The organism is Comamonas sp. (assembly GCF_036643215.1).
Taxonomy (GTDB): domain Bacteria; phylum Pseudomonadota; class Gammaproteobacteria; order Burkholderiales; family Burkholderiaceae_C; genus Comamonas.
Genome location: NZ_JAVXSJ010000016.1, coordinates 79,918 through 102,242 on the forward strand (window position 1 = coordinate 79,918; position 22,325 = coordinate 102,242).

The 22,325-nt window shown below is 57.7% G+C and carries 19 protein-coding genes and 2 pseudogenes; 8 read left to right on the forward strand and 13 right to left on the reverse strand.

The window, feature by feature from the left end; all coding sequences use genetic code 11:
• Positions 1-105 precede the first annotated feature (105 nt).
• Together RSF91_RS12610 and RSF91_RS12615 are read left to right on the forward strand one after the other, a co-directional pair.
• The gene (locus tag RSF91_RS12610) at positions 106-1,326 is read left to right on the forward strand and encodes a sugar transporter (RefSeq protein WP_332568746.1); all 1,221 of its coding nucleotides are present in this window, start codon (positions 106-108) and stop codon (positions 1,324-1,326) included.
• 71 nt (positions 1,327-1,397) lie between these two features.
• Positions 1,398-2,447, forward strand: coding sequence for a porin (locus RSF91_RS12615; RefSeq protein ID WP_332568747.1), 1,050 nt, complete (start codon positions 1,398-1,400; stop codon positions 2,445-2,447).
• A gap of 109 nt (positions 2,448-2,556) precedes the next feature.
• On the opposite strand, the gene RSF91_RS12620 is transcribed toward RSF91_RS12615, so the two are convergent.
• From RSF91_RS12620 to RSF91_RS12630, 3 genes are all read right to left on the reverse strand, one after another.
• A complete protein-coding gene (locus tag RSF91_RS12620) occupies positions 2,557-3,525 on the reverse strand; it encodes a tripartite tricarboxylate transporter substrate binding protein BugE (protein WP_198461585.1) in 969 nt (322 codons plus the stop codon).
• A 127-nt stretch (positions 3,526-3,652) separates the two neighbouring features.
• Complete coding sequence (locus RSF91_RS12625; protein WP_332568748.1) at positions 3,653-4,903, reverse strand: CaiB/BaiF CoA transferase family protein; 1,251 nt, start codon at positions 4,901-4,903, stop codon at positions 3,653-3,655.
• A gap of 265 nt (positions 4,904-5,168) precedes the next feature.
• Positions 5,169-6,362, reverse strand: coding sequence for an acyl-CoA dehydrogenase (locus RSF91_RS12630; RefSeq protein ID WP_332568749.1), 1,194 nt, complete (start codon positions 6,360-6,362; stop codon positions 5,169-5,171).
• 193 nt (positions 6,363-6,555) lie between these two features.
• Between RSF91_RS12630 and RSF91_RS12635 the strand changes: the two genes are divergently transcribed.
• Complete coding sequence (locus tag RSF91_RS12635; protein ID WP_332568750.1) at positions 6,556-7,512, forward strand: LysR family transcriptional regulator; 957 nt, start codon at positions 6,556-6,558, stop codon at positions 7,510-7,512.
• Positions 7,513-7,526: 14 nt separating this feature from the next.
• Here the strand turns inward: RSF91_RS12635 and RSF91_RS12640 are convergent, their stop codons facing one another.
• The 3 genes from RSF91_RS12640 to RSF91_RS12650 all read right to left on the reverse strand — a co-directional run bounded on the left by RSF91_RS12640 (position 7,527) and on the right by RSF91_RS12650 (position 9,654).
• The gene (locus RSF91_RS12640) at positions 7,527-8,153 is read right to left on the reverse strand and encodes a TetR/AcrR family transcriptional regulator (protein ID WP_332568751.1); all 627 of its coding nucleotides are present in this window, start codon (positions 8,151-8,153) and stop codon (positions 7,527-7,529) included.
• Positions 8,154-8,215: 62 nt separating this feature from the next.
• The gene (locus RSF91_RS12645) at positions 8,216-8,461 is read right to left on the reverse strand and encodes an AMP-binding enzyme (RefSeq protein ID WP_332568752.1); all 246 of its coding nucleotides are present in this window, start codon (positions 8,459-8,461) and stop codon (positions 8,216-8,218) included.
• A 20-nt stretch (positions 8,462-8,481) separates the two neighbouring features.
• Positions 8,482-9,654, reverse strand: a complete 1,173-nt coding sequence (locus tag RSF91_RS12650) for an aromatic ring-hydroxylating oxygenase subunit alpha (RefSeq protein WP_332568753.1) — start codon at positions 9,652-9,654, stop codon at positions 8,482-8,484.
• A gap of 93 nt (positions 9,655-9,747) precedes the next feature.
• Between RSF91_RS12650 and RSF91_RS12655 the strand changes: the two genes are divergently transcribed.
• Positions 9,748-9,870 carry a hypothetical protein gene (locus RSF91_RS12655; protein ID WP_332568754.1) on the forward strand — a complete coding sequence of 41 codons (123 nt, stop codon included), beginning with the start codon at positions 9,748-9,750 and terminating at the stop codon, positions 9,868-9,870.
• 399 nt (positions 9,871-10,269) lie between these two features.
• Here RSF91_RS12655 and RSF91_RS12660 read toward each other — a convergent pair.
• A pseudogene (locus RSF91_RS12660) lies at positions 10,270-11,085 on the reverse strand (hypothetical protein); the annotation flags it as partial.
• Positions 11,086-11,421: 336 nt separating this feature from the next.
• Between RSF91_RS12660 and tenA the strand changes: the two are divergent.
• Positions 11,422-12,105 carry a thiaminase II gene (tenA, locus tag RSF91_RS12665; protein WP_332568756.1) on the forward strand — a complete coding sequence of 228 codons (684 nt, stop codon included), beginning with the start codon at positions 11,422-11,424 and terminating at the stop codon, positions 12,103-12,105.
• 757 nt (positions 12,106-12,862) lie between these two features.
• Here tenA and RSF91_RS12670 read toward each other — a convergent pair.
• Entirely contained in the window at positions 12,863-13,819 is a 957-nt protein-coding gene (locus RSF91_RS12670) for a LysR family transcriptional regulator (protein ID WP_332568757.1), read from the reverse strand.
• A 93-nt stretch (positions 13,820-13,912) separates the two neighbouring features.
• On the opposite strand from RSF91_RS12670, the gene RSF91_RS12675 reads away from it, so the two are divergent.
• A complete protein-coding gene (locus RSF91_RS12675) occupies positions 13,913-14,845 on the forward strand; it encodes a DMT family transporter (protein WP_332568758.1) in 933 nt (310 codons plus the stop codon).
• 48 nt (positions 14,846-14,893) lie between these two features.
• On the opposite strand, the gene RSF91_RS12680 is transcribed toward RSF91_RS12675, so the two are convergent.
• Complete coding sequence (locus RSF91_RS12680) at positions 14,894-15,634, reverse strand: LrgB family protein (RefSeq protein WP_332568759.1); 741 nt, start codon at positions 15,632-15,634, stop codon at positions 14,894-14,896.
• Positions 15,631-16,032: a CidA/LrgA family protein gene (locus RSF91_RS12685; RefSeq protein WP_332568760.1), complete on the reverse strand. Its 402-nt coding sequence runs from the start codon at positions 16,030-16,032 to the stop codon at positions 15,631-15,633. The genes RSF91_RS12680 and RSF91_RS12685 overlap by 4 nt, the downstream gene beginning before the upstream one ends.
• Positions 16,033-16,228: 196 nt before the next feature.
• On the opposite strand from RSF91_RS12685, the gene RSF91_RS12690 reads away from it, so the two are divergent.
• Positions 16,229-16,447, forward strand: coding sequence for a hypothetical protein (locus RSF91_RS12690; RefSeq protein ID WP_099736092.1), 219 nt, complete (start codon positions 16,229-16,231; stop codon positions 16,445-16,447).
• A 1,316-nt stretch (positions 16,448-17,763) separates the two neighbouring features.
• Here the strand turns inward: RSF91_RS12690 and RSF91_RS12695 are convergent.
• On the reverse strand, positions 17,764-17,958 hold the full coding sequence (locus RSF91_RS12695; protein ID WP_332568761.1) for a hypothetical protein: 195 nt from the start codon (positions 17,956-17,958) through the stop codon (positions 17,764-17,766).
• A 1,199-nt stretch (positions 17,959-19,157) separates the two neighbouring features.
• A complete protein-coding gene (locus RSF91_RS12700; protein WP_332568762.1) occupies positions 19,158-19,898 on the reverse strand; it encodes an integrase in 741 nt (246 codons plus the stop codon).
• Positions 19,899-19,992: 94 nt separating this feature from the next.
• Between RSF91_RS12700 and RSF91_RS12705 the strand changes: the two genes are divergently transcribed.
• Positions 19,993-20,892, forward strand: coding sequence for a phage portal protein (locus RSF91_RS12705; RefSeq protein WP_332568767.1), 900 nt, complete (start codon positions 19,993-19,995; stop codon positions 20,890-20,892).
• A gap of 12 nt (positions 20,893-20,904) precedes the next feature.
• On the opposite strand, the pseudogene RSF91_RS12710 reads toward RSF91_RS12705, so the two are convergent.
• A pseudogene (locus tag RSF91_RS12710) lies at positions 20,905-22,325 on the reverse strand (hypothetical protein); the annotation flags it as partial.

Genomic DNA, 22,325 nt, shown 5'->3' on the forward strand with positions numbered 1-22,325 from the left:
AACCCCGGCGCTTGCCGGGGAAAGGCCGTGCTGTCTGCGTACTGTCTTGGTGCACGCGCACAATTCTGGGTTTTGTGGCGCAGGGCGCCGGCACGCTTTTTTGGCATGACAGAACTTTCTACAGACCCCATTGCTTTGGCACCAACCTCGACAAGAACCCCGACCCAGGCCTGGCTCAGCGTAATTGCGCTGGCGCTGGGCGCTTTTGTTTTCAACACCAGCGAGTTTGTGCCCGTTGGCCTGCTCAGCAGCATTGGTGCCAGCTTTGACCTGCGTGTCGAGCAAGTGGGGCTGATGCTGACCATCTACGCGTGGGTGGTGGCGCTGGCGTCGCTGCCCTTCATGCTGCTGACGCGCAATGTGGAGCGGCGCAAGCTGCTGATGGGCGTGTTTGCGGTGTTTGTGGTCAGTCATCTGCTGTCGGGCGTGGCGTGGAGCTATGCCTCGCTGGTCATTAGCCGCATCGGCATTGCGCTGTCGCACGCCATCTTCTGGGCCATCACGGCCTCACTGGCCGTGCGCGTGGCACCCCCGGGCCGCAAGGCGCTGGCACTGAGCCTGCTGGCCACGGGCACATCGATGGCCATGGTGCTGGGCATTCCTCTGGGGCGCATTGTGGGTGAATGGCTGGGCTGGCGCATGACGTTTCTGGCCATTGGCGGCGTGGCTGCCGTGGTTATGGTGACGCTGGGCAAGTTGTTGCCGCTGCTGCCCAGCGAGAACGCCGGTTCGCTCAAAAGCGTGCCCATGCTGTTCAAGCGCCCGGCGCTGGTGGGCATTTATGTGCTGCTGGTGCTGGTGATTACCGGCCAGTTCACGGCGTACAGCTATATCGAGCCCTTTGTGCAGAACATTGCCGGCCACGCCGCTGATGTGACCACGGCCGTGTTGCTGCTGTACGGCGGCATGGGCATTGTGGGCAGCGTGCTGTTTAGCTGGCTGGGCCTGCGCTTCCCGCGCGGCTTTTTGCTGGCTGCCATTGCCGTGCTGGCGCTGAGCCTGCTGCTGCTGGCAACGAGCAGCGCGCATGAGTGGAGCCTGTACCTGCAAAGCTCTATCTGGGGCATTGCCATGATCTGCTTTGCGCTGACCATGCAGTCCAAGGTACTGAACCTGGCCCCTGATGCGACGGATGTGGCCATGTCCATGTTCTCGGGCATTTTCAACATCGGCATTGGTGGCGGTGCGCTGCTGGGCAGCATTGTCAGCCAGCAGTGGGGCATGGGGTATATCGGGCTGGTGGGCGGCCTGTTGATTGGCGCAGGTGGTGCGCTGTGGCTGTTCATGATGCTGAAGCTGGCCGACAGCTTTCGACGCAAGCCTTAGCTTTGTATACAAAACTGGCCTGACTTTTGCATGGGTGGTTTGTCTCAAATTTTTAAGAGAGGAAATCATCCATGAAAGCGTTTGCCGCAACCTTTACCACTATTGCCTTGGCTGCAGCCAGTCTGTCGGCCCAGGCCCAAAGCTCGGTGCAGCTCACCGGTACTGTCGATACCTACGTGGGCTCCATGAAGATGGCCGGGCAGGAGCGCGTGGCTTCGGTCGGCTCCGGTGGCCTGACCACCTCGTGGTGGGGCGTGAAGGGTGTGGAAGATCTGGGTGGTGGGCTCAAGGCCGACTTCAATATCACCAGCTTTTTTCGTGCCGATACGGGCACTCCCGGCCGCTTTGATGCCGACCCCTTTTTCTCGCGTGATGCCAATGTGGGTCTGGCTGGCAGCTTTGGCCGCGTGAGCCTGGGCCGTGGTCTGGCACCGAACTTTCTGCCCACCGTGCTGACCAACCCGTTTGGCGACTCCTTCACGGTCTCTCCTCTGGTTCTGCATGCCAATATGACGACAGCGGCATGGGGCAATGACAGCCTGACCACGGCGTCCAACACGGGCTGGAGCAATCAGATTCTGTACACCACGCCCAGCTTTGGCGGTCTCAAGGCGAATGTGCATTACCAGTTCGGTGAGCAGACCAGCAGCGGCAACAAGGGCAAGAAGAATGTGGGCCTGAACCTGATGTACTTCGGCGGCCCGCTGAGCCTGACCGCTTTTTACGAGCGCGCGCAGATCAACAACCCGGTCTCTCTGGCAGTGATGCCGACCAAGAGCAACTGGATGGTCGGCGGTAGCTATGACTTCAGCGTGGCCAAGCTCTATGCCACCTACGGTCAGGCCAAGATCAATGCGCAGAACCGTGAAAACACCACGGTCTCGCTGGGTCTGGATGTACCCGTCAGTGGCACGGCAGGCACCATCAAGGCTGCGGCTGCACGCACCAAGTCTGAAGTGGGCAGCGTCAGCGGCACAAGAACCACCGTTAGTCTGGGCTATGACCATTTTCTGTCCAAGCGCACCGATGTCTATGCCGTGGCCATGTATGACCGCGTGAGCATGGACATTCCCAATAAATCCGGCACCAGCGCGGTGGTGGGTATCCGCCATCGTTTCTAAGCTGCACCAGTTTCATGCACCAGCACCTTGCTTGTGCATGAGCGGTACATAGAAAAAGTCCTCGCAGGCATTCACACCTGCGAGGACTTTTTTGGGGGGATGAAGACGCTTAGTCTTCCATCTTCAGGTTCTGCTTTTGCACCACGTTCTTGTAGACGACCAGCTCTTCAGCCATTTGCTTGGCAAAGGCATCAGGTGTGTCGGCCATGATGATGGAGCCGCTTTCTTCAATGCGCTTTTTCACCGCAGGATCTTGCACGGCCTTGCGCACGGCGGCGTTGATCTTGTCCACCACTTCCTTGGGCAGGTTCTTGGGGCCAACGATGCCGTAGTACGCCATGCGGTTGACCTGGGGCAGACCCATTTCCTTGAAGGTGGGCACATCAGGCAGTGCAGCCAGACGCTGGGGAGCTGCGACGACGAGGGCCGTCAGGCGCTTTTCCTTGACGAAGGGCAGAGTGGAGGGCAGGTTGTCAAAAATCAGAGGCACCTGGCCGGCAACCGCATCGTTCAGCGCAGGACCCGATCCACGGTAAGGCACGTGGGTCATGTCGGTCTTGGTTTCCAGCTTGAACATTTCCATCATCAGATGGGTGATGGAGCCTTGACCGGGTGATGCGTAAGAGTACTTGCCGGGGTTGCTCTTGACCTCAGCCAGGAAGCTCTTGTAATCCTTGCCCGCAAACTTTGGGTTGGCGGCAATGATGTTGGGCGTGGCGGCGATGTTCACAATGGGCGTGAAATCGGTGGCGACGTTGTAGGTGATCTTGGGGTTGATGGCCGGGTTGGTGGCCGTGGTGGACACGGTGGCAATGCCCAGGTTGTAGCCATCGGGCTTGGCGCGTGCCGTTTCAGCTGCGCCAATGGTGCCGCCGCCGCCGCCCTTGTTTTCCACTACAACGGACTGGCCCAGCTCACGGCTCAGAGGTTCTGCGATGACGCGGGCAATCAGGTCCGTCGTGCCGCCAGCCGCAAAAGGTACCAGCAGGCGGATTGGCTTGTTGGGGTAGGCACCTTGAGCCTGTGCTGCGCCGCAAAGCGCGAGGGTTGCCAGAACGGTGGCAGTGATTTTGAACATATCTGTCTCCTTGGAAGTGTGATGTGCAGTGCGCTTCTTTTGAAAGCTGGCTGCAGTTTTTTGGGGCTTTTGCCCTCTGTTTTTTATTGGGTGGATCGTTCAGACCGGCAGGCTTTCAAACCATGGCTTAAACCACGTTTTGTGCATGCAGATCAGCGATGGTTTGCTCATCCAGCCCGAACTCACGCAGCACCTCATCGGTGTGCTGGCCCAGGGCGGGTGGTGCGCGGCGGTAGGTAACCGGTGTGGCCGACAGGCGCATGGGGCTGGCAACAGTGGCAATGTGGCCAATGCCGTCGCCTGCATTGCGCGGCAAGCTTTGCTGAATGCCGCGCGCTTTGACCTGTGGGTCTTCAAATGCTTCGGCAATGGTGTTGATGGGGCCGCAGGGCACGGCCTTGTCTTCCAGCAGCGCAATCCAGTCTGTGGTGCTGCGTGTCAGCATCACGGGCTTCATCAGCGCCAGCAGCGCGCTGCGGTTTTGCACGCGGGCGGTGTTGGTGGCAAAGCGCTCGTCCTGTGCCCAGTCGGCATGCTCTATGGCGGCGCAGAAGCGAGCGAACTGCCCGTCGTTGCCAATGGCCAAGAGCACATTGCCGTCCAGCGTTGGAAAGTCCTGATAGGGCGCGAGGCTGGGGTGAATATTGCCGGCGCGGCTGGGCACCTGGCCGGTGGCCAGAAAGCCTGCGGCCTGATTGGCCAGCACGGCCATGCCCACATCCAGCAGCGCCATGTCGATGTACTGGCCTTCGCCTGTAGCGTGGCGCGCATTGAGCGCCGCCAGAATTGCGTTGCTGGCATACAGGCCGGTGAACACGTCGATCACGGCCACGCCCACCTTGAGCGGGCCGCCGCCGGGCTCGCCATCGGCATGGCCGGTAATGCTCATCAGGCCGGTCATGGCCTGCACCATCAGGTCGTAACCGGCGCGCTCGGCATAAGGGCCGTCCTGGCCAAAGCCGGTGATGGAGCAGTAGACCAGGCGCGGGTTCAGTGCCTTCAGGCTGGCATAGTCCAGCCCGTATTGCTTGAGACCGCCGGTCTTGAAGTTCTCCACCACCACATCGGCCTCCTGCGCCATGCGCAGCAGCAGGGCGCGGCCTTCGGGGTGGGCCATGTCTATGGTGATTGAGCGCTTGTTGCGGTTGCAGGCCGTGAAGTAACTGGCCTCGCGCGTGTCGTTGCCCGCATCGTCCTTGAGGAAGGGAGGGCCCCAGTGCCGCGTATCGTCGCCCGCCACAGGGCGCTCGACCTTGACCACATCGGCGCCCAGATCGGCCAGCATCTGCGTGGCCCAGGGCCCTGCCAGCACGCGCGACAGATCCAGCACCTTGATGCCTGCCAGTGCGCCGGTGGGAGTGGAGGAGGTTGTGTTCATGCCGAGTAGCCCGATCAAGCGAAACAATGAAATAAATAGCTGCTTGCGCTTTATTTGTCTGAGTTCTGGGCTGAAAACTATTCAGAACCCAGACAAATCAAGCGGTACCAGCTCATTAATAGATAGTGAGCAGAAAGTGTTGGTGACGGCAATCTTTGCCATCGCCCCGAGGTGAGGGCAGCAAGCAAGAGCCGCCTCGCGGCGAAGCTGCCGTCCCCCTCCCGAAGAGAGAGGGGGAAGCGGCGCAGCCGCTCAGGGGGAGCTATCAGTTCGCAAACGCTGCGATGCCGGTCTGGGCGCGGCCCAGGATCAGGGCGTGCACATCGTGCGTGCCTTCGTAGGTGTTGACCACTTCCAGGTTCACCAGATGGCGGGCCACGCCGAACTCGTCGGAGATGCCGTTGCCGCCCAGCATGTCGCGGGCCATGCGGGCGATGTCCAGCGACTTGCCGCAGTTGTTGCGCTTGACCAGCGAGGTGATTTCGATCACGTTCTGGTGCTCGTCCTTCATGCGGCCCACGCGCAGCACGGCTTGTAGGCCCAGCGTGATTTCGGTCTGCATGTCGGCCAGCTTCTTCTGAATCAGCTGGTTGGCGGCCAGAGGGCGGCCGAATTGCTTGCGGTCCAGCGTGTACTGGCGGGCGGTGTGCCAGCAGTCTTCAGCCGCACCCAATGCACCCCAGGCAATGCCGTAGCGGGCGCTGTTCAGGCAGGTGAACGGACCCTTGAGGCCGCGCACATCAGGGAAGGCGTTTTCTTCAGGGCAGAACACGTCTTCCATCACGATTTCGCCGGTGACCGAAGCGCGCAGACCCACCTTGCCATGGATGGCGGGGGCGGACAGGCCCTTCATGCCCTTGTCCAGAATGAAGCCGCGGATCTGGCCCACGGTGCCGTCTTCGGCCACTTCCTTGGCCCAGACCACAAACACATCCGCCACGGGGCTGTTGGTGATCCACATCTTGCTGCCCTTGAGCTTGTAGCCGCCGTCTACCTTGTAGGCGCGGGTGGCCATGGAGCCGGGGTCGGAACCGTGGTCGGGTTCGGTCAGGCCGAAGCAGCCGATGAACTCGCCCGAGGCCAGCTTGGGCAGGTACTTCATCTTCTGCGCTTCGGTGCCGAATTCGTTGATGGGCACCATCACCAAGGAGGACTGGACGGAAGCCATGGAGCGGTAGCCGGAGTCCACGCGCTCGATTTCGCGGGCCACCAGGCCGTAGCTCACATAGTTCAGGCCCGATCCGCCGTACTGGGTGGGGATGGTGGGGCCCAGCAGGCCCAGCTCGCCCATTTCACGGAAGATGGACAGGTCCACAGACTCATTGCGGAACATGGCTTGCACGCGGGGCTTGAGCTTGTCCTGGCAGTACTCGCGTGCTGCGTCGCGGATCATGCGTTCGTCTTCTGTCAGCTGTTGATCGAGCTGGAGGCAATCGTCCCACTGGTAGCCATGTGCCATGTTCATCTCCTGAATACAAAGTGTTGATTTGCAGGCCGTTGCCTGAGTGCTTGCAAACATATTAGGTTTGTGAAACAGGGCGAGGCAAACGATGAATAATCATCAATTGATGAGTAAAACGCATGTATAAAAGCATTTATCAGGGTTTATACCTTGTTTTATTTTTTATTGATGCGCTGAAAGCATAAAAACTATGCGAAGAGTTCTTCCCTCCACCCAGGCGCTGGCCTGCTTTGAATCGGCGGCCCGCCATATCAGCTATACCAAGGCGGCGCAGGAGCTGTCGCTGACGCAAAGCGCTGTCTCGCGCCAGATCATTGCGCTGGAGGAGTTTGTGGGTGTGGCCCTGTTCAAGCGCACCCGCCACGGCGTGCTGCTGACCGATGCCGGCCAGCACTACGCCACGCAGGTCAGCCGCTGGCTGCAGGGGCTGGAGCGTGACACGCTGGATTTGATGAGCCATCAGGGCGAGGGCGGCCCCATCAACCTTGCCGCCGTGCCCACCTTCGCGACGCGTTGGTTGTTACCGCGCCTGCCGCAACTGGCCCAGCAGCACCCGGATATCACCGTGCACATCGACGTGCAGACCCGACCTTTTCTGTTTGCCGATACGGTGTTTGACGCCGCGCTATACGCCGGTACGCCCGAGCAGGTGGCGCGTTGGCCCGGCGTGCAGGCCCAGTGGCTGATGGATGAAGAGGTGGTGCCCGTGTGCAGCCCGCAACTGCTGGCCACCGCCCAGCAGCGCGACCCGGGCCGCGCCTGGCTGCCCGTGGGCCCGGAGGTGATTGCCAAAATGCCACTGCTGCAGCAAAGCACGCGAGCCCACGGCTGGCGGCAATGGTTTGAAGCCATGAACGTCGATGCACCGCGTGCGCTGGATGGCATGCGGCTAGAGCTTTTTTCCATGCTGGCCGTGGCCGCCCGCGAAGGGCTTGGCGTGGCACTCATCCCGCCCATGCTCATCGAGCAGGAAATTGCCCGTGGCGACCTCATCATTGCCTGCCCTCAGCCGCTGCGCGGCAACCGTGCCTACTATCTGGTCACGCCAGAGCTTGCGGCGGATGCGCATCCCTCGCCGGCGCTGCGCACCTTCAGCCATTGGCTGCAGGGCTGCGCGCAAGAAGCGCGTGGCGGAAAAGCCGAGTGAGTGAAAGGGTGGCTTTATGCCTTTTTCAAGGCGGAGCCTGAAGCGCTGATGAGCAGCAGCACATCCGCAGCAATCCTCTGCATCCAGTGGCTTTCGCTTTTGAGGTCGGCTTCTGCAAAGGCTTTGCTGAAGGTGGGCCGCACAATCTGCGCGTAATTGAGGCTGCCCAGAATAATGGTCAGCAAGGCCACGGCAGAGATATCGCTGCGCACCAGAGCTGCGGCTTGACCTTCTTCAAGCAAGGCTACGCTCTGGAGCAAAAAGGCTTCCAGCGGCCGGGTCTGGGCTTGCTCAATGCGCTCGGAGTTGTCCAGCAGCTCGCGGGTGATGAGCTTGAACCCTGCCGGGCGGGCCTGCATCCATGCGACCTGCAGAAAGATAAAGGCCTGCAGGCGGTGCTGCAATGGGTCGCCGGACTGCACGCCTTGCTCCATGCGCTCCATCAGCTCGCGAGCCTGCACCTCAAGCACGGCGCGGTATAGCACTTCCTTGCTGGGAAAGTGGTGCAGCAGGCTGGGGTTGCCGATCTGGCAGTCCCGGGCAATGGCCGAAAGTGAGGCTCCCTGAAAGCCGTGGTCGGAAAAATGCTGTTCGGCACGATCCAGAATGAGTTCTTTGCGGGAGAGCGGTTGGCAGGGCATTCAGTGATTATAGAAATGCGGTGATGCACAGGCGGGAGTGGCTGCGCCTGTGTCTCCCCCGTTCAGTTGATGGCCCGCTCTTGCCCCGCCCAGTACGGTGCACGCAGCTGGCGCTTGAGCAGCTTGCCCGATTCTGTGCGCGGCAGGCTTGTCAGAAATTCCACGCTTTTCGGGCATTTGAAGTGAGCCACCTGCTCGCGCATAAAGCCGATCAGCTCGTCTTCGCTGAGCGTGGCGCCCGGGCGTAGCACGACGCAGGCCTTGATGCGGACGCTGAGGAGCCGGTATCTGTAGAGGGTGTGGCTCAATCAACTGCAGGAGGGCGGAGTCAAGTCGCTACGGTCTTTGCTGCGCGGGACTGAAGCGAATCCAGCTGCTGCCTGAGCTGTGCATGAAAGCGTGGCGCGCTGTACTCGAAAGTGCCAAAGGTGAGGTGCTCATTGGCGCCCGAGGCGAGGCCTGCCTGTATGGACTCGGCCAGTGCGTAGTCTTCGGCCAGAGTCCGGCGGTACAGATCCACATTGGCATTCCAGTAGGCCGTAGCCTTTTCCGTAGTCGGCTCAGTCGGGATCAGTGTGAGCTCATGCACCCGCGTGCGGGAGGCGCTGAGCGGCTCCACGTAGCTGAGCTGCCCGTGGTCGGGCTGGACCAGAACGATGGTGTTGGGGAAGAAGTAATAAGTCAGGTTGCCGTACTTGCGCGGCTCGAAGTCGTCTGCTTCGGGTTGCTCTTTTGGAAAGCGAGACTTGATGAGGTACAGGCGCCGGTTCAGGTCAAAATCGTCCACCAGCTGCAAGTTGTTCATGAACATGTGAGCGATGGTCTGGCGGTGCGTAACCTTGAAGTGATAAGCCTCAAAGATGCCGTCGATCAGCAGCTTCCAATTGGCGTTGACATCGTAGGAGCGCTGCGCGTAGGACACCGGTGAGTGGAGTCCGTCCAGCGACTCCAGGTTCTCCATGAGTGGGCCCAGGTGGGTGTCGATATCGCTAATCGGCGATGCGGGATCCAGCACCACCCAGATAACGCCTCCTCGCTCAACGGCGGCCAGTCTTTTGAGGCCGGAGTCTTCTTTCTTCAGGCAGGGGAAGCCAAAGGAATCGGGCACCCCCCGCAAGCCGCCATCGGGCTGGTAGGTCCAGGCGTGGTAGGGGCAGGTAAAGGCTCGTGCTTCGGTGCCGCTGCCTTCAGGTACGACGCGTGCGCCGCGGTGGCGGCAGACATTGATAAACGCGTGGATGGCTCCGTCAGTCTGCCTGACCAGCAGCAGCGGAGCGCCAAATTGCGTCAGCGACAGCCAGGCACCGGGCGAGGGGATGGATGAACTACCGGCCACGGGCTGGGGGAACTGGCGCAACAGGCGTAGCTCCTGCGCAGTCTGCTCATCGCTGGTGTATTGCGAGACGGGCATCCGCTCGCCCTGTCCATCAGCATCAGCCAGTCCGGTTTGCATGGCCAGCGTGGCCCGACGGTGAAGCTCGCCCGCAAAGTGGGTATTCATCTTGGCACCTTCCAATGAATGAGATGTTTTTGGTGATTCCTTGATGCAAGTCTATAAACTGACTGATCAGTCGGTCAATGGGGTTGGAGAGATATGGCTGAGTTTGATGGCTATGGTTTTCCCCTTGTTCATGGGTTGCCGTTGACCTATGCCAACAAGGCCTTGTTCGAATGCACGCTGGAACTGCGCTTCGATCAGGAATTGGCCGCTTGCTGAGTCAGGAGCGTTTACGTCACGACCTGATTCATGACGCGCACCATCTTGTGGTGTATGGCCGCGTTGCTATCTTGCTTCTGGATTGATGCCGAAATGGGGCGGCATTGCTGCATGCTCTGTCAAGGGCAAGTCGCATCAGGCTTTGGGTGAGACTTGCGCCAGGGAAGGATTGCCGCAACCGTGCCGGCGATCTGGGTGCACCGGAGTTTGCGGGCAGTGTCCAAGTCTCCGGCGCTCAAGGTTTTTAGGCGTGGCTCAAGCTTAATGCAGTAGCATCAGCGAAGGAAGTAACAGCTTTTGTAATAGACCCCCGCTACTAGGGGCTTGCTCAACTGCTGCCGTTGGTGTTGGTGTTGGTGTTGGTGTTGGTGTTGGTGTTGGTGTTGGTGTTGGTGTCGTGTTACTGCCCAACTGGCCTCCGCGACCGATGCCGCCACTCAACTCTTGTGCTTTGTAGCTGCGCAATGCGACCACCATTTTGTTGTAGGAGTCCACAAATGCTGCGACTGTGGCTTGTCCCTCGGGCGTGCGAGAGAATCCTCGCAGGCTGGCAGATGCACTATCGCCAAAGATGCTCAATGCCCCAGAGATATTCCGGGTGGTGGAGTTTCCTTCTGACATCGACAGCTGAACGCCGGTGCGAATATCAAACAAAGACATGGTGACCACGGAGACTTTGGTTTCTACCTCGCCACCAATGGAACCAGCAATATTGGACATCAAGCCCTTTGTTTCACCCTTTGCCTTGCCTGTAAAACGGCCTACGGTCTCATCATTAATGATGATCCCAGACTCCAAGAAATAGTCACTGGCCACGCGCTGTCCAACTTCAAGATTCGAGTCTTCTCGGTAGTCTTCAGACCGACGCTGCAGATGGCTAATGCGACCAATTTTTTCGCCTGTTTTTCCGACACCGGAGGCCGTGATAACAAAACAGTTGGACTGCATGACGGTGAGACGAATCAGAGGCTCAATCGTTGTAATTTTGGTTCTTCTACTGAAATCACCATACCAGCCTCTTTCGCGGTCATCATCAATAACCAAGGTTCCCAAAGGAACTTCGCATCGCTCCAAGCCGCTATTGGAGCCAACCACAGTGGAGCCGGCTACTGCACCGCTGGCTGCCGTAGGATTTTTTCCTGTAGTTACACAACCGCTTAATGCCAACGTTGCTGCGAGTCCTAGAATGGTTAATGATTTATTAGAGAAAAGCATTTCTTTAAATTTAAGTGCAATTAATAAAGGTTTATAAATGGTGTAAATATTTTCAGACAATTGTACATTGCATTGAAACAATTTGTATCATTTAATTTAATGTGTTGAATACTAATTTTCATGAGATGTGAGCACTTAGTTATTTGTTTTCCGTGGATTTTCTAAAGAATTTTATGAAAAGATGTTTAAAGATTTTATCAATAATGCATTGAATACAATATTGAAATATTTAACGATTATTTTTATTTTCTAAAATAAATTAATATTTTTAAATATAATAAATTATTTGAATTAATAGCCTAAAGTAAAAGAAGTTTTCGCAATTCAGGAGTCGTAATGTCTAACCACTTATCTTTTAGCCAAAGCCTCTGGGATGCCAATAAGGCCCTGTTCCAAAGCACGCTGGAGTTGCCCTTCAATCAGGAACTGGCCGCAGGCACGCTGAGTCAGGAGCGCTTTCGTCACTACATGATTCAGGACGCACATTACCTCGTCGCCTACGGCCGCGCGCTGGCGGTGACGGCTGCGAAGTCCGACAACGCCGAAGGCGTTGTGCAGTTTGCCAATGCAGCCAATGAAGCCGTGGTGGTCGAGCGTGCCCTGCATGGCGGCTTTATGCGTGACTTTGGTGTGAGCGCTGAGCAGTTTGCCGCCACACCGCTCTCGCCTGCCTGCCACCACTACACCAGCTTTCTGGTCTCTATCGCCTGGAGCGCACCATACCCCGTGGCCGTGGCCGCGCTGCTGCCATGCTTCTGGATTTACGCCGAAGTGGGGCGCGACATTCATACGCGCTCGGCGTCTGACAACCCGTATCAGGCTTGGGTAGATACCTATGCCAGCGAAGAATTCCATGCCGCTGTGCGCGGTGTCTGCGCCACGGTCGATCGCCTGGCGGAAGATGCCACGGAATCCACCCGCGCCGCCATGCATGCGGCTTACCGTGATGCGGCAAGGCTGGAGTGGATGTTCTGGGATAGTGCTTATCAGTTGGCCGACTGGCCCAAGCCGCTGCGTTAAGCGTTTTACTGCCTGAATTTCAGCCTGAAGAGGGTGCTGCTTAAAAAATAAGCGGCGCCCTCTTTTTTGTTGCATGACAAAGAGTTAGCTGGCTTGTTCAGCAGCTTGCTGGGGTTTGTCCACAAGCTTGTAGCGATTTTTTGGGGAGAACTCGCCTCAAGCCCAAGTCCATAGCGCGATAGCTGCTATGAATTGCGGAGTTTTTGCCGCAATTCTGGGTGGTCAGTGGTTGCGCACTGTGGGTGTGTTCAACGTGTTCTCTAGTGTTTTGCCTTCCCTGTGCAGCTGGAGCATTGCTTTCGAGGTGGTGTTGATTAAAAAATAATCAGCTCTTGCTTTGTTGTTGTCTGACAAGGAGTTAGATCGCTTATCAAAGGTCTTGGCGGGGTTTGTCCACAAGCTTGTAGTGATTCTGTGGGGAGAACTGCCCGCCAGCCCATGTCCAGAGTGCGCAGGTTGCTATGAATTGCGTAGTTTGAGGGCTAGGAGGCCTGTATGGAGTGATTTGCTTAAAAATTAAGCAGCAATAAAGAAGTCGTTTGATAACAACGGCTTGAGTCGCTTATCCAGCTACCCGGCGTGCTTTGTCCACAAGCTTGTAGAGGTTTGACGGGGAGAACTCTTTGTGGGTGCTTAAGAGGCGCTAACACCACCCAGAAAATCGCAGATTTGCGGTTGAGACGAGGCATGAAGCCGCAGGCAGTACAAGCGTACGACAAGGCGAAATAACGACGTATCAAGGCTGGTGTTAGCGACTCTAAGTGTGCTTTCCGGCCTCGATCAGGTGATCAATAAGCGCCCTGACCTTGAGAGGCAGATGGCGTGATGGCGCATAGACGGCATAGGCGGTGCGCGGGGCGTAGTTGCCGGTAAGGCTCCACTGGGGCAGTACTTGAAGCAGTGCACCGCTTTGCAGCGCGGCGCGGGCGGCAAAGTCGGCGACCAGGCCAATGCCTTGGTGCTGCAGCGCCAGATGAATGATGCCGGTGCTGCTGCCAATAGAGATGGGGGTGTGAATGGCGACCTCCACCACATCGGTGGCTGTGGGTTCTGGAGCAGCGCCCGGGCCGCGCACCCATTGCAGCTGCTTTTGAAATTCGCCATACCCCAGCGTGATGCATTCCACGCCCTGCGATGGAGCTAGATCCGCAGGGTGATCGGGCTGCTTGCACAGGCCTTGCAGATAGGCGGGTGAGGCCACGGCGATATAGCGCACCGTACACAGCTCGCGGGCCACCATATTGGGCGCAAGCTGGTGGGCGCGGGTCAGCCGGATGGCCAGGTCCAGCCCCTGCTGGGCCAGGTCCTGCATCTGATCGCTCAGGCTGATGGCAACCTCCAGTTCAGGCCACTGGCGCCGCAGAGCGGGTAACTGGGCAGTCAGCCAGATCTCTCCAAACACCGTGGGCGCAGTCAGCCGCACCGTGCCGCGCGGCACGCCGCTGTAGTGGCCGGCAATGGCGTGGATGTCGCTGGCGGTCTGGCTCAGTTGGCTGCAGGCGGCGTAGACCTCGGCGCCTAGCTCCGTGAGCGACAGCGACCGGGTGGTGCGGTGCAGTAGCTGCACGCCCCAGTGCGCCTCCAGTCGGCCCACGCTGCGGCTGACGGCCGAGGAGGTCAGCTCCAGCTGCCTTGCGGCGGCGGCAAAGCTGCGCAGCTCTACCACCTTGGCAAAAACCAGCATCTCGGGGACCAGTCGGGGCTCTGTGCTCATGGATCAATCTCTTGGCTACTGTTGATTTAGAAACAATAGTAAGTGGACTTGGTACGCATTGATGAATTGGAGTCAATGAATAAAGATCAAAGCATGACTCTCAATGCTTCTTCCTCATCCCCGGGCGCTGTGCCTGATGTGCCTCATGCATCCTTGGCAACTGCTGCGTCTGGCGGCGGCACTTGGCGCATGGTGCTGGCCATGGCCTTGTCCGGCACGATTGGCCTGCTGGTGGTTGAAAGCGGCTTGCCTGCGCTGTGGGTGGTCTGGCTGCGCTGCATTCTGGGTGGACTGGGGCTGGCGGTGTGGGTGGCGGTTTCACGCCAGTGGCGAACGCCGACGCGCACTGAGTTGAGGTGGCTGCTGCTGGGCGGGCTGGCGCTGATCGTCAACTGGCTGTGCCTGTTTCGCGCCTATCACTACAGCGGCATTGCCATTGCCACGGTGGTCTATCACGTACAGCCGTTTTTATTGCTGCTGCTGGCGGCCTTGTTGCAGGGCGAGGCGTTGCCGCTGCGGCGCATGCCGTGGCTCTTGCTGGCGCTGGTTGGCGTGGTGCTCAGCAGCGGCTTGCTGGGAGCTGATAGCGCCCATCAGGCATCGTGGGAAGGGATTGGCCTGGCCTTGCTGGCCGCCAGCCTGTATGCCGTGGCCACGCTGACCACCCAGCGTCTCAAGCGCATCGCCCCGGCGCAGATTGCCATGCTGCAAATGGGCGTCGGGGCTCTGGCTTTGCTGCCATTTGTGTGGGAGTTGCGTGCCGATGTGGTCTTCAGCCCCAAGGCGTGGGCTGCCGTGCTGTTGCTGGGACTGGTGCACACGGCCTGGATGTATACGCTGATGTACACGGCGTTTCAGCGCCTGAAGGCGCAGGCCATTGCCGGCCTGTCTTATATCTACCCCGTGATGGCTTTGCTGGTGGATCTGCTATGGTTCGGCGCCAAGCCACAACCCGCGCAGTGGCTGGGCATGGCGCTGATTCTGGGCGCCGTCTGGGTCTACCGGCGCGGCGAGCAAAAAACTTAGCCAAAACTGCTGCTAATGCTTATAGATAAAGCGCTAGCAGCTATCTTTTTAAATCCAGGGGGCGATGGCCAGTACAAGCGGCATCAGCACCGCCGTAGCGACACCGTTCAGCCCCATGGCCAGCGCCGAGAACGCGCCCGCCGTGGGGTTGAGCTGAATGGCACGCGCGGTGCCAATCGCGTGGGCGGTCAGGCCAATGGCAAAGCCTTGAACGGCCGGGTCTTTAAGGCGCAGAAAACGGCACAGCAGCGGTGCCATCATGGTGCCGCTGATGCCGGTGATGGCTACGGCCACAGCCGCCAGAGAGGGCTTGCCGCCAAAACGCTCGGCCATGGGCAAAGCGATGGGGATGGTGGCTGATTTGGGTGCCACGGCAATCAGCGTCGCCTCAGAACCGCCAAACAACCAGGCAATGCCCAGCGCAGAAAACAGCGCCACCAGGCAACCCACAAACAGCGCCACGCTGATGGGCAGCCACAGCTCCTTGATACGTTCACGCTGGGCGTAGAGCGGAATCGCCAGCGCCACCGTGGCCGGGCCAATCATCAGCCCCAGGAGTGACACGCCGCTGCGATAGGTCTCATACGGCGTGCCCGTCACCATCAGAATCCCGACGATGACCACCACACCGGTAAACACTGGAATCAGCGTGGGCCGGTTGCCGCTTTTTTTGTAGATCGCCATGGCAGCAAGGTAGACGATCAGCGTCAATACCAGCCAAGGCAGGGGCGAGCCTTCGGCAAGGCTCAGCCAGGTGGTGTGCAGGCGGTCAAGCAGAGGCGTGCTCATGCGGGCTGCTCCTGCTCTGGGGCTCTTTCATCGTTGCCTTCATTGCTGCTCTGAAGAGTGCGCTGGCGCTGCAGAAAAAAGCGGAAAGTGAGGGCGGTGGCCGTAAATGTGATCGCAGCACCTGCCACGCAAGCCAGCACAAACGGCAGCCATTCGCGGCGCAGGTGGTCAAATTCCAGCATCACGCCCGCGATGACAGGGATAAACAGCAGCATCATGTTCTGCAGCAGCACCTGCGCGGTGTCTTCCAGCGGCTTGGGCAGGCGCTTGTAAAACAGCAGTCCAACCAGCAGCAGCAAAGTCCCAACGAGTGCTCCGGGCAGTGGCAGGCCGCTGATGCGCACCAGAAACTCGCCCAATAACTGAAAGGCGAAAAGAACAGCAATCGCATACAACATGTGGGTAGCTAGCTCCTGAAATAAGAGTGGTGGACTGGCGCTGGATGTAGGGCTGTATGGTGTCTGAGGGCTTGATGAATTTAGGTAAAGCCGTCAATCAGCTATTGCGCGTGGCAAATGAGAGGTTTATCTTGAGTCCCAGGCGCTTCGGGGCCGGAGCGACCAGTCTCATCAGACGAGCTTAGGAGAAATCACCATGCAAACAGCAGTCTATCGTGCACCTGTGTATGAACCTACGGTCGATGAATTGGAAACGCTCAAAAAGCTGGAGCTGGGCGAAGATGTCTCGCTAGGGGCGGCCGTCAAGGAATACCTGTCCAGGCGCCTGCTGGAGCGTGGCTTTGTCGTGCAGGACGAAGAAAAGCATTGGCATATCACCGATACCGGCCGTTTGCTGATCCGGCGCACCCTCTGAAAGATCAAGGGTTAACCCTTTATTGGGCATCTGCCTGATTTGAAGGCAATCAACCGGCAAGGACGTCAATACAAGGGAGAGGAAGCCTGCATTGATGGAATTCCACTGGATATCCACGGAATTATCAACAGGATCTGTGGAAAAAAGCGCCGCGAGAATCGGCGCTTTTTTTCAGGGCTGAATCAGGAGCAGGGTTGCTCTGATTGACAGCCACCTTTGGCTTCGACAATACGCTCGCTTTGACGCTGAAAAGACATTTTTCAGAGGAAGCTGCTGTGCAGTCGCAGGCTTGAGCAGCTTTTCTTGGGTGAATAGCTGGTCGGCTTCAGAGGCGCAGAAGCACAGTTTTGAAGCGAGAGGCGGCACATTCCCATGTGCTCACAAGGGCCTGATTGCAAAAAGTTATGCACAGTTGCCGCACTCTTTCTGAAAAGTGAGCAGATAAGGCAGATCCTGCCTAAGCCCGGCAGCGGGAAGACATGGATAAAAGGATAGGGCGATGTACCCGATTCGCCGTTTTCTCTGGAGTCAGAGAATAGAAAAGCCGAGAAAGTGAATTCACTTTCTCGGCTTGGGTATCTGGTGCCGGGGCCGGAATCGAACCGGCACACCTTTCGGTGGGGGATTTTGAGTCTGACCACTTACCCTTGAGTGGACGTGGATTGTAGCGCGTTTTTTGCGCAAAAAATTGCTAAAGTCTCATTCGAGCAATATGGCATTGCGCCTACGCCTTTTATTGCACGACAGCATGGCGGAGGGACGTCGGCGACTTAGAGTGTTATGAAAAAGTCGATTTAGCTGAATGCTGAATCGACCATTCAGGTCAATGAGTTATTGCGACCTTCACTCGATAGAAAGCGGCGGTTTGACCGTTGCTGGCAGGCCTACATCCACCGGCTCTACCTTTTTTAGAGGCCATACCAGATTGGTCGATGTGCTTGGTCCACAGGATGGGTTGTCGATTCCCTCTATGCCACCGGCTCCGAGTGAGACGGTTAGTGATGTGCCGTTACTTTCTACAGTGCTCGGGACCATGAGGCTATCTAGCGATCCTGAAAACAACATCCACTTGCCGTACATAGCAATGGGGGGGTTGGGGACACCATTCCTTAGGGCGGATCCGCCAGAGTTGAAGTAGGCAGTGCCACCACACTTAAGTGTGTTTGTGTCATGGGAAGAATAGTAAATCTGGGCAGCTGGGTAAGTTCCTGTCCAGTTGATTTTGGTCTGATGGCCTGTTGAGGTTTGGAAAGTCACTTCTAGATTTGTTGAGGAAATCACGGATCCCAGCGTAACCCCATTGGCGTCCTTAAGCTTTAGCGCGCCAGAGCCGGCAGGACCTGTTGCCCCTGTAGGGCCAGCCGGGCCAGTTGCTCCAGTTTGACCAGTTGCTCCAGTCTGACCAGTTGCTCCAGTTGCTCCTGCGGGGCCAGTTGCACCATCTGCACCTGCAGGACCCACAGGACCCACAGGACCTTGATTTCCTTGAGGTCCTTGCGGACCAGTGTCACCTATCAGCGAGGTGCCTACTCCAGGCCATGCTCCATTGGTCTTGGGACCGAAAATGAACTTGCTGGTTGTATCAAAATAAAGATCACCATCGATTCCGATTCCACTTCCTGGAATACCTGCGCCGGAGATGATGCTTGCTCCGGCAGCTCCTGTGACCCCAGTAGAACCGGGTGCTCCAGTTGCTCCAGTTGCTCCGGTAGCACCAGTAGCACCAGTCTGCCCAATCAGCGAGGTTCCCGTCAGAGGCCAAGCACCAGAGGCCTTAGGGCCGATGAGTAAGCCGGCAACGGAATCGATATAGAAGTCGCCATTCGCGCCAATCGAATTGCTTGGTGCTCCCGATCCGCCAATAAGGCTGGCCCCAGGTGCTCCGGTTGCCCCTGTTGGTCCAGTCGCTCCAGTAGGCCCAGTTGCTCCGGTCGCTCCGGTCGCTCCAGTCTGACCGTTTGCCCCAGCAGGGCCAGTTGCACCAATCGGGCCAAGTGATCCGACGATGCTGATACCGGTAGTGGGCCAGGCACCGCTAGCTTTGGGACCGTACAGAATCTTGCTGGAAAGGTTTATATAGAAATCGCCGTCAAGGCCGATCGTGTCAGCTGGGGTGCTTGTCCCGCTGTAGAGCCCAGGGGAGGTGCCGCCAGCGCCGGCTGCTCCAGCAGGACCAACCGGGCCTGTTGGTCCTACTAGCGACAGGCTGGCGGCCGGCCATGCACCACTGGTTTTTGGGCCATACAAACGACCACTCTTGTAGTCGAGGAAAAATGCTCCGTCCGATCCGACTGTTGAGGCAGGCGCCTCTGTACCACTCAGCAATTTCAGGTCGGATACCTGATTGCCAGTGCTGGGGGCGTTTCCGCTGTCACTACTAGAGTCGCTTCCACCACCACATGCAGCCAAAGCGGCAACGGCAACCAGCGTCATAGCTAGAGAACTAATTCTCATCATTTTTCCCAATTAAAGAGGTGATTCAAATCGTATCAGGTTGCAATTAAATGTTGTAATTTCATGAGTCCATGCGGTTTGTGCATGTTGGTGCTCGCCAACAGATTCACTCTGTAAGGCCAGCGCTCCAATCCAGCTTGGAGTTTCCGAAGCATTGATTGACTGCACCCTGAAACTTCGGGCGTGTAAGGTAACAGCGGGACCCTTGATCTAATATTTCAGAAATGCATGCAGAAGCTGTGTGCGGCAATTAATTTCAGCGCACTGCCTTCAACCGCGTAGCCCGCATCCGGTAATGCTTGCGCGTCACGTTCACGCTGCTGTGATCCAGCAGCTTTGATGCTTCATCAATGTCTTCGGCCAGGTTGGCGGCGAAGCTGCGCATGTCGCGCAGGTACATGGCGCGGATCTGTTTGCCGCGTTCGGTGTCGCCGGCGACTTCGGAGCGGTAGGCGGCCGCGTCGCGGGCGTCTTCCCAGCGGCGGGAAATCATGCGGTAGGTGACCGGCCGACCATCGGGCAGCACCAACAGGTTGGGGCAGAGCGTATCTACCAGTTCGCGGCGCTGGACGATGCGGGTAAGGACTGGCGATTCGGTGATGTCGAACTCGATGGCACCTTTGACTTTCTGAGTCTTGTTGGCGATGCGCTTGAGCAGGCCATTCTTGGGCATCTCTACCGCGATCACATCCTTCAGTCGCATGCCCGTGGCAGACGCCATATCCATGCCGTCGCGCAGCACTTGATCGGCCTGGGCGTAGACGGCTCGGAATAGCTCGGGCGTCACTTCGAAAACTCTCGCGTTCTCCTCGTTCTTCCAGCCGCGTATGCCCTCGGCTGGCCAGGGGCTACGCGTCATGCCCCAGAGCTTGGCCTTGCCCCAGATCAGGCGCAGCAGCGACATTTCACGGTTGCCCTGAGTTTTGGCAGTGCGAAGGTCCAAGTACTGGCGCAGCGTGGGCAGATCCACCTCATCCCAGACCATCTGGCCAAACACAGGGCGGATGGTGCGAAGGTTCTTCAGGTAACCGGCATATGTTTCCGCGCTGTACTTGGGCAGCCGCCTGCGCTTACTGGACTATGTGGAAGCGATGTTTAACGGTCGCTGGTATGAGCCGCCGTTTCCGCTCGATGGGCTGGCGGATGCTTTCCGGGCATCGCCGCACCACAGCTCTGCCATCTACCTGAAACGCAACCTGCTGACTGCGAGCTTCATTCCGCATTCGATGATGTCGCGCGAAACTTTCAAGGCCTGGGCCACGGACTTTATGGTGTTCGGCAACGGATACCTTGAAGCCCGCCGCGCTTTGTCCGGCCGTACCATGCGCTTTGAGCATTCGCTGAGCCGGTACATGCGCCGAGGCCAGGAGAAGCGCTATTTCTACGTGCCCAACTGGCGCGAAGAACATGAGTTTGTGCCTGGCTCTGTCTTCCATCTGCGCGAGCCCGACATCAATCAGGAGCTGTACGGCCTGCCCGAGTATCTGAGCGCGTTGCAGTCGGCGCTGCTTAATGAGTCGGCCACGATCTTCCGGCGCCGCTACTACGAGAATGGCAGCCATGCAGGCTTCATCATGTACCTGAGCGACAGCGCTGTGAGCAATGAGGATGTGGAGAAGCTGCGCGAGCAGCTGCGCAAGTCCAAGGGGCCGGGAAACTTCCGCAATCTGTTTGTCCACGCCCCAGGCGGCAAGCCCGAAGGCCTCAAGCTGATTCCCGTCAGCGAGATAGCCGCCAAGGATGATTTCAGCGCGATCAAGAATGCCAGCAAGGACGATGTGTTGGCCGCGCATCGCGTACCGCCGGGACTACTGGGCATCATCCCCAACAACACGGGCGGGTTTGGCAATGCCAGCCAGTCCCTGCAGGTGTTCTACGAGAATGAAATAGTCCCGCTGCAAGGGCTGTTTGAGACATTCAACGAGTGGGCGGGGCTGGATGTTGTGAGGTTTCAGCCTCGCATAGAGAGTTCTACGCGAGGCGAAAAATAGTCTGCGAAGCAATCAGCTTTCTATGTGTGCTGTCTCAGTGCTCACTTTCGGAATCAATGGAGTTGCATCTTGGCAAGTGCGTGAGGCTGCTGAGACGGGCGCGGCTGAGCAGCAACATGCTACTGGCTTGGGTGGTTGAGGTAACGGTTTTGGGGGGCGAGGTTTAGGTGCAGGTGTAGGTGCAGGTGTTTGAGTGACAGGCTGCTTTTCTCCACAAAGCTTGATCAGGGCCTTATCAAGCTCGTTGGAAGTGGACTTATCCTTTGACGTTGCTTCCAAGTAAACCAAGCTCGCAGGAGGAGCAGGTTTAGCTGGGACTCCTTTGTCTGCATGAACTCCAACTGAAGTCAGCGTGCTCCAAGCCAGCAATGTCGACTTATCGAGGATCACTCGCTTGCGAGGAACGGTGCTCTGAGGAGAGTTTTTGTAGTCACGCCAAACCAATTGGCGTTCTTTCAGATTGTTATCTCCCGAGTTATCCTTTTTTTCGTCTCCCGAGTCATCCTTTCCCGAGGACGTCGCTGGATGCAACTCCATCGGTGCGACCTCTACCAAAATTTGTGCACCAATCCGAGAGCGCAATGCTACTGGGCACAACACGGTGGGCTCGTCATCTTTGACCTCTGCGCAATGCATTTCGCCTAAAGCTAAGTTCAGCTGTTTACAGCCTTTGCCACTCAGGACTAAGCGTGTTGCCTCGATCTCGCCAGCTCCGAGATGTCCAACCACGATGGCCGAAGGCTTGGAGACCGATTGAGTTATCAGTAGCAAACCTAGAAGCAGTGCTAAACCAACTACAGCCATCAAGCGGATTGCCCTGCCCCATTCCATCTTCTTCTGAAAGAGTAGAGGAACTGAAGCACTAATCAACAGCTGCGCAGCGATAATTGAGTAAGCTGCTGCGCCTTCTTCTCGCAACGAACCATCTCGGCCTAGGCCAATAGTTATCAAGACGACGGTGAGTAATAAGATCCACTGTGCACACGCTGTGAGTGCCACCATAAAAGCGGCGTTGAATGGACCCCATTTGGATTTAGACTGATTTTTCTCCTCTTTTTTTGTAGATTCTGAGCCTTCTGTTTGCTGTGTTTGGTCTGCTATGGAACACTCATCCCCGGCCATGATTCGTGCCACTGCAAATGCTGCCAAAGCAGCTACGATGAAACAAATAGGAAGGCTTGCTTCCAGAGAGGCTTGATTTCCAAGTTCGAGCCCCATACTTGCTATCAACGATAGAAATGCCGCGCCTCCCGAAAGGCCTAAAGCCCAGGCATCCGTCAGCTTCCCTTGCTGCTGATAGTCATGCCACAAGGCCTTGGCCACCAATGCCGGCATAACCAAATAAGCAGCCAACACCAGCACAATAAACAGACCAAGTACGGCGTTGTTGCACAAATCAATTTGAAGTCGAGTGTCCCCTGACCCGGGCGTAG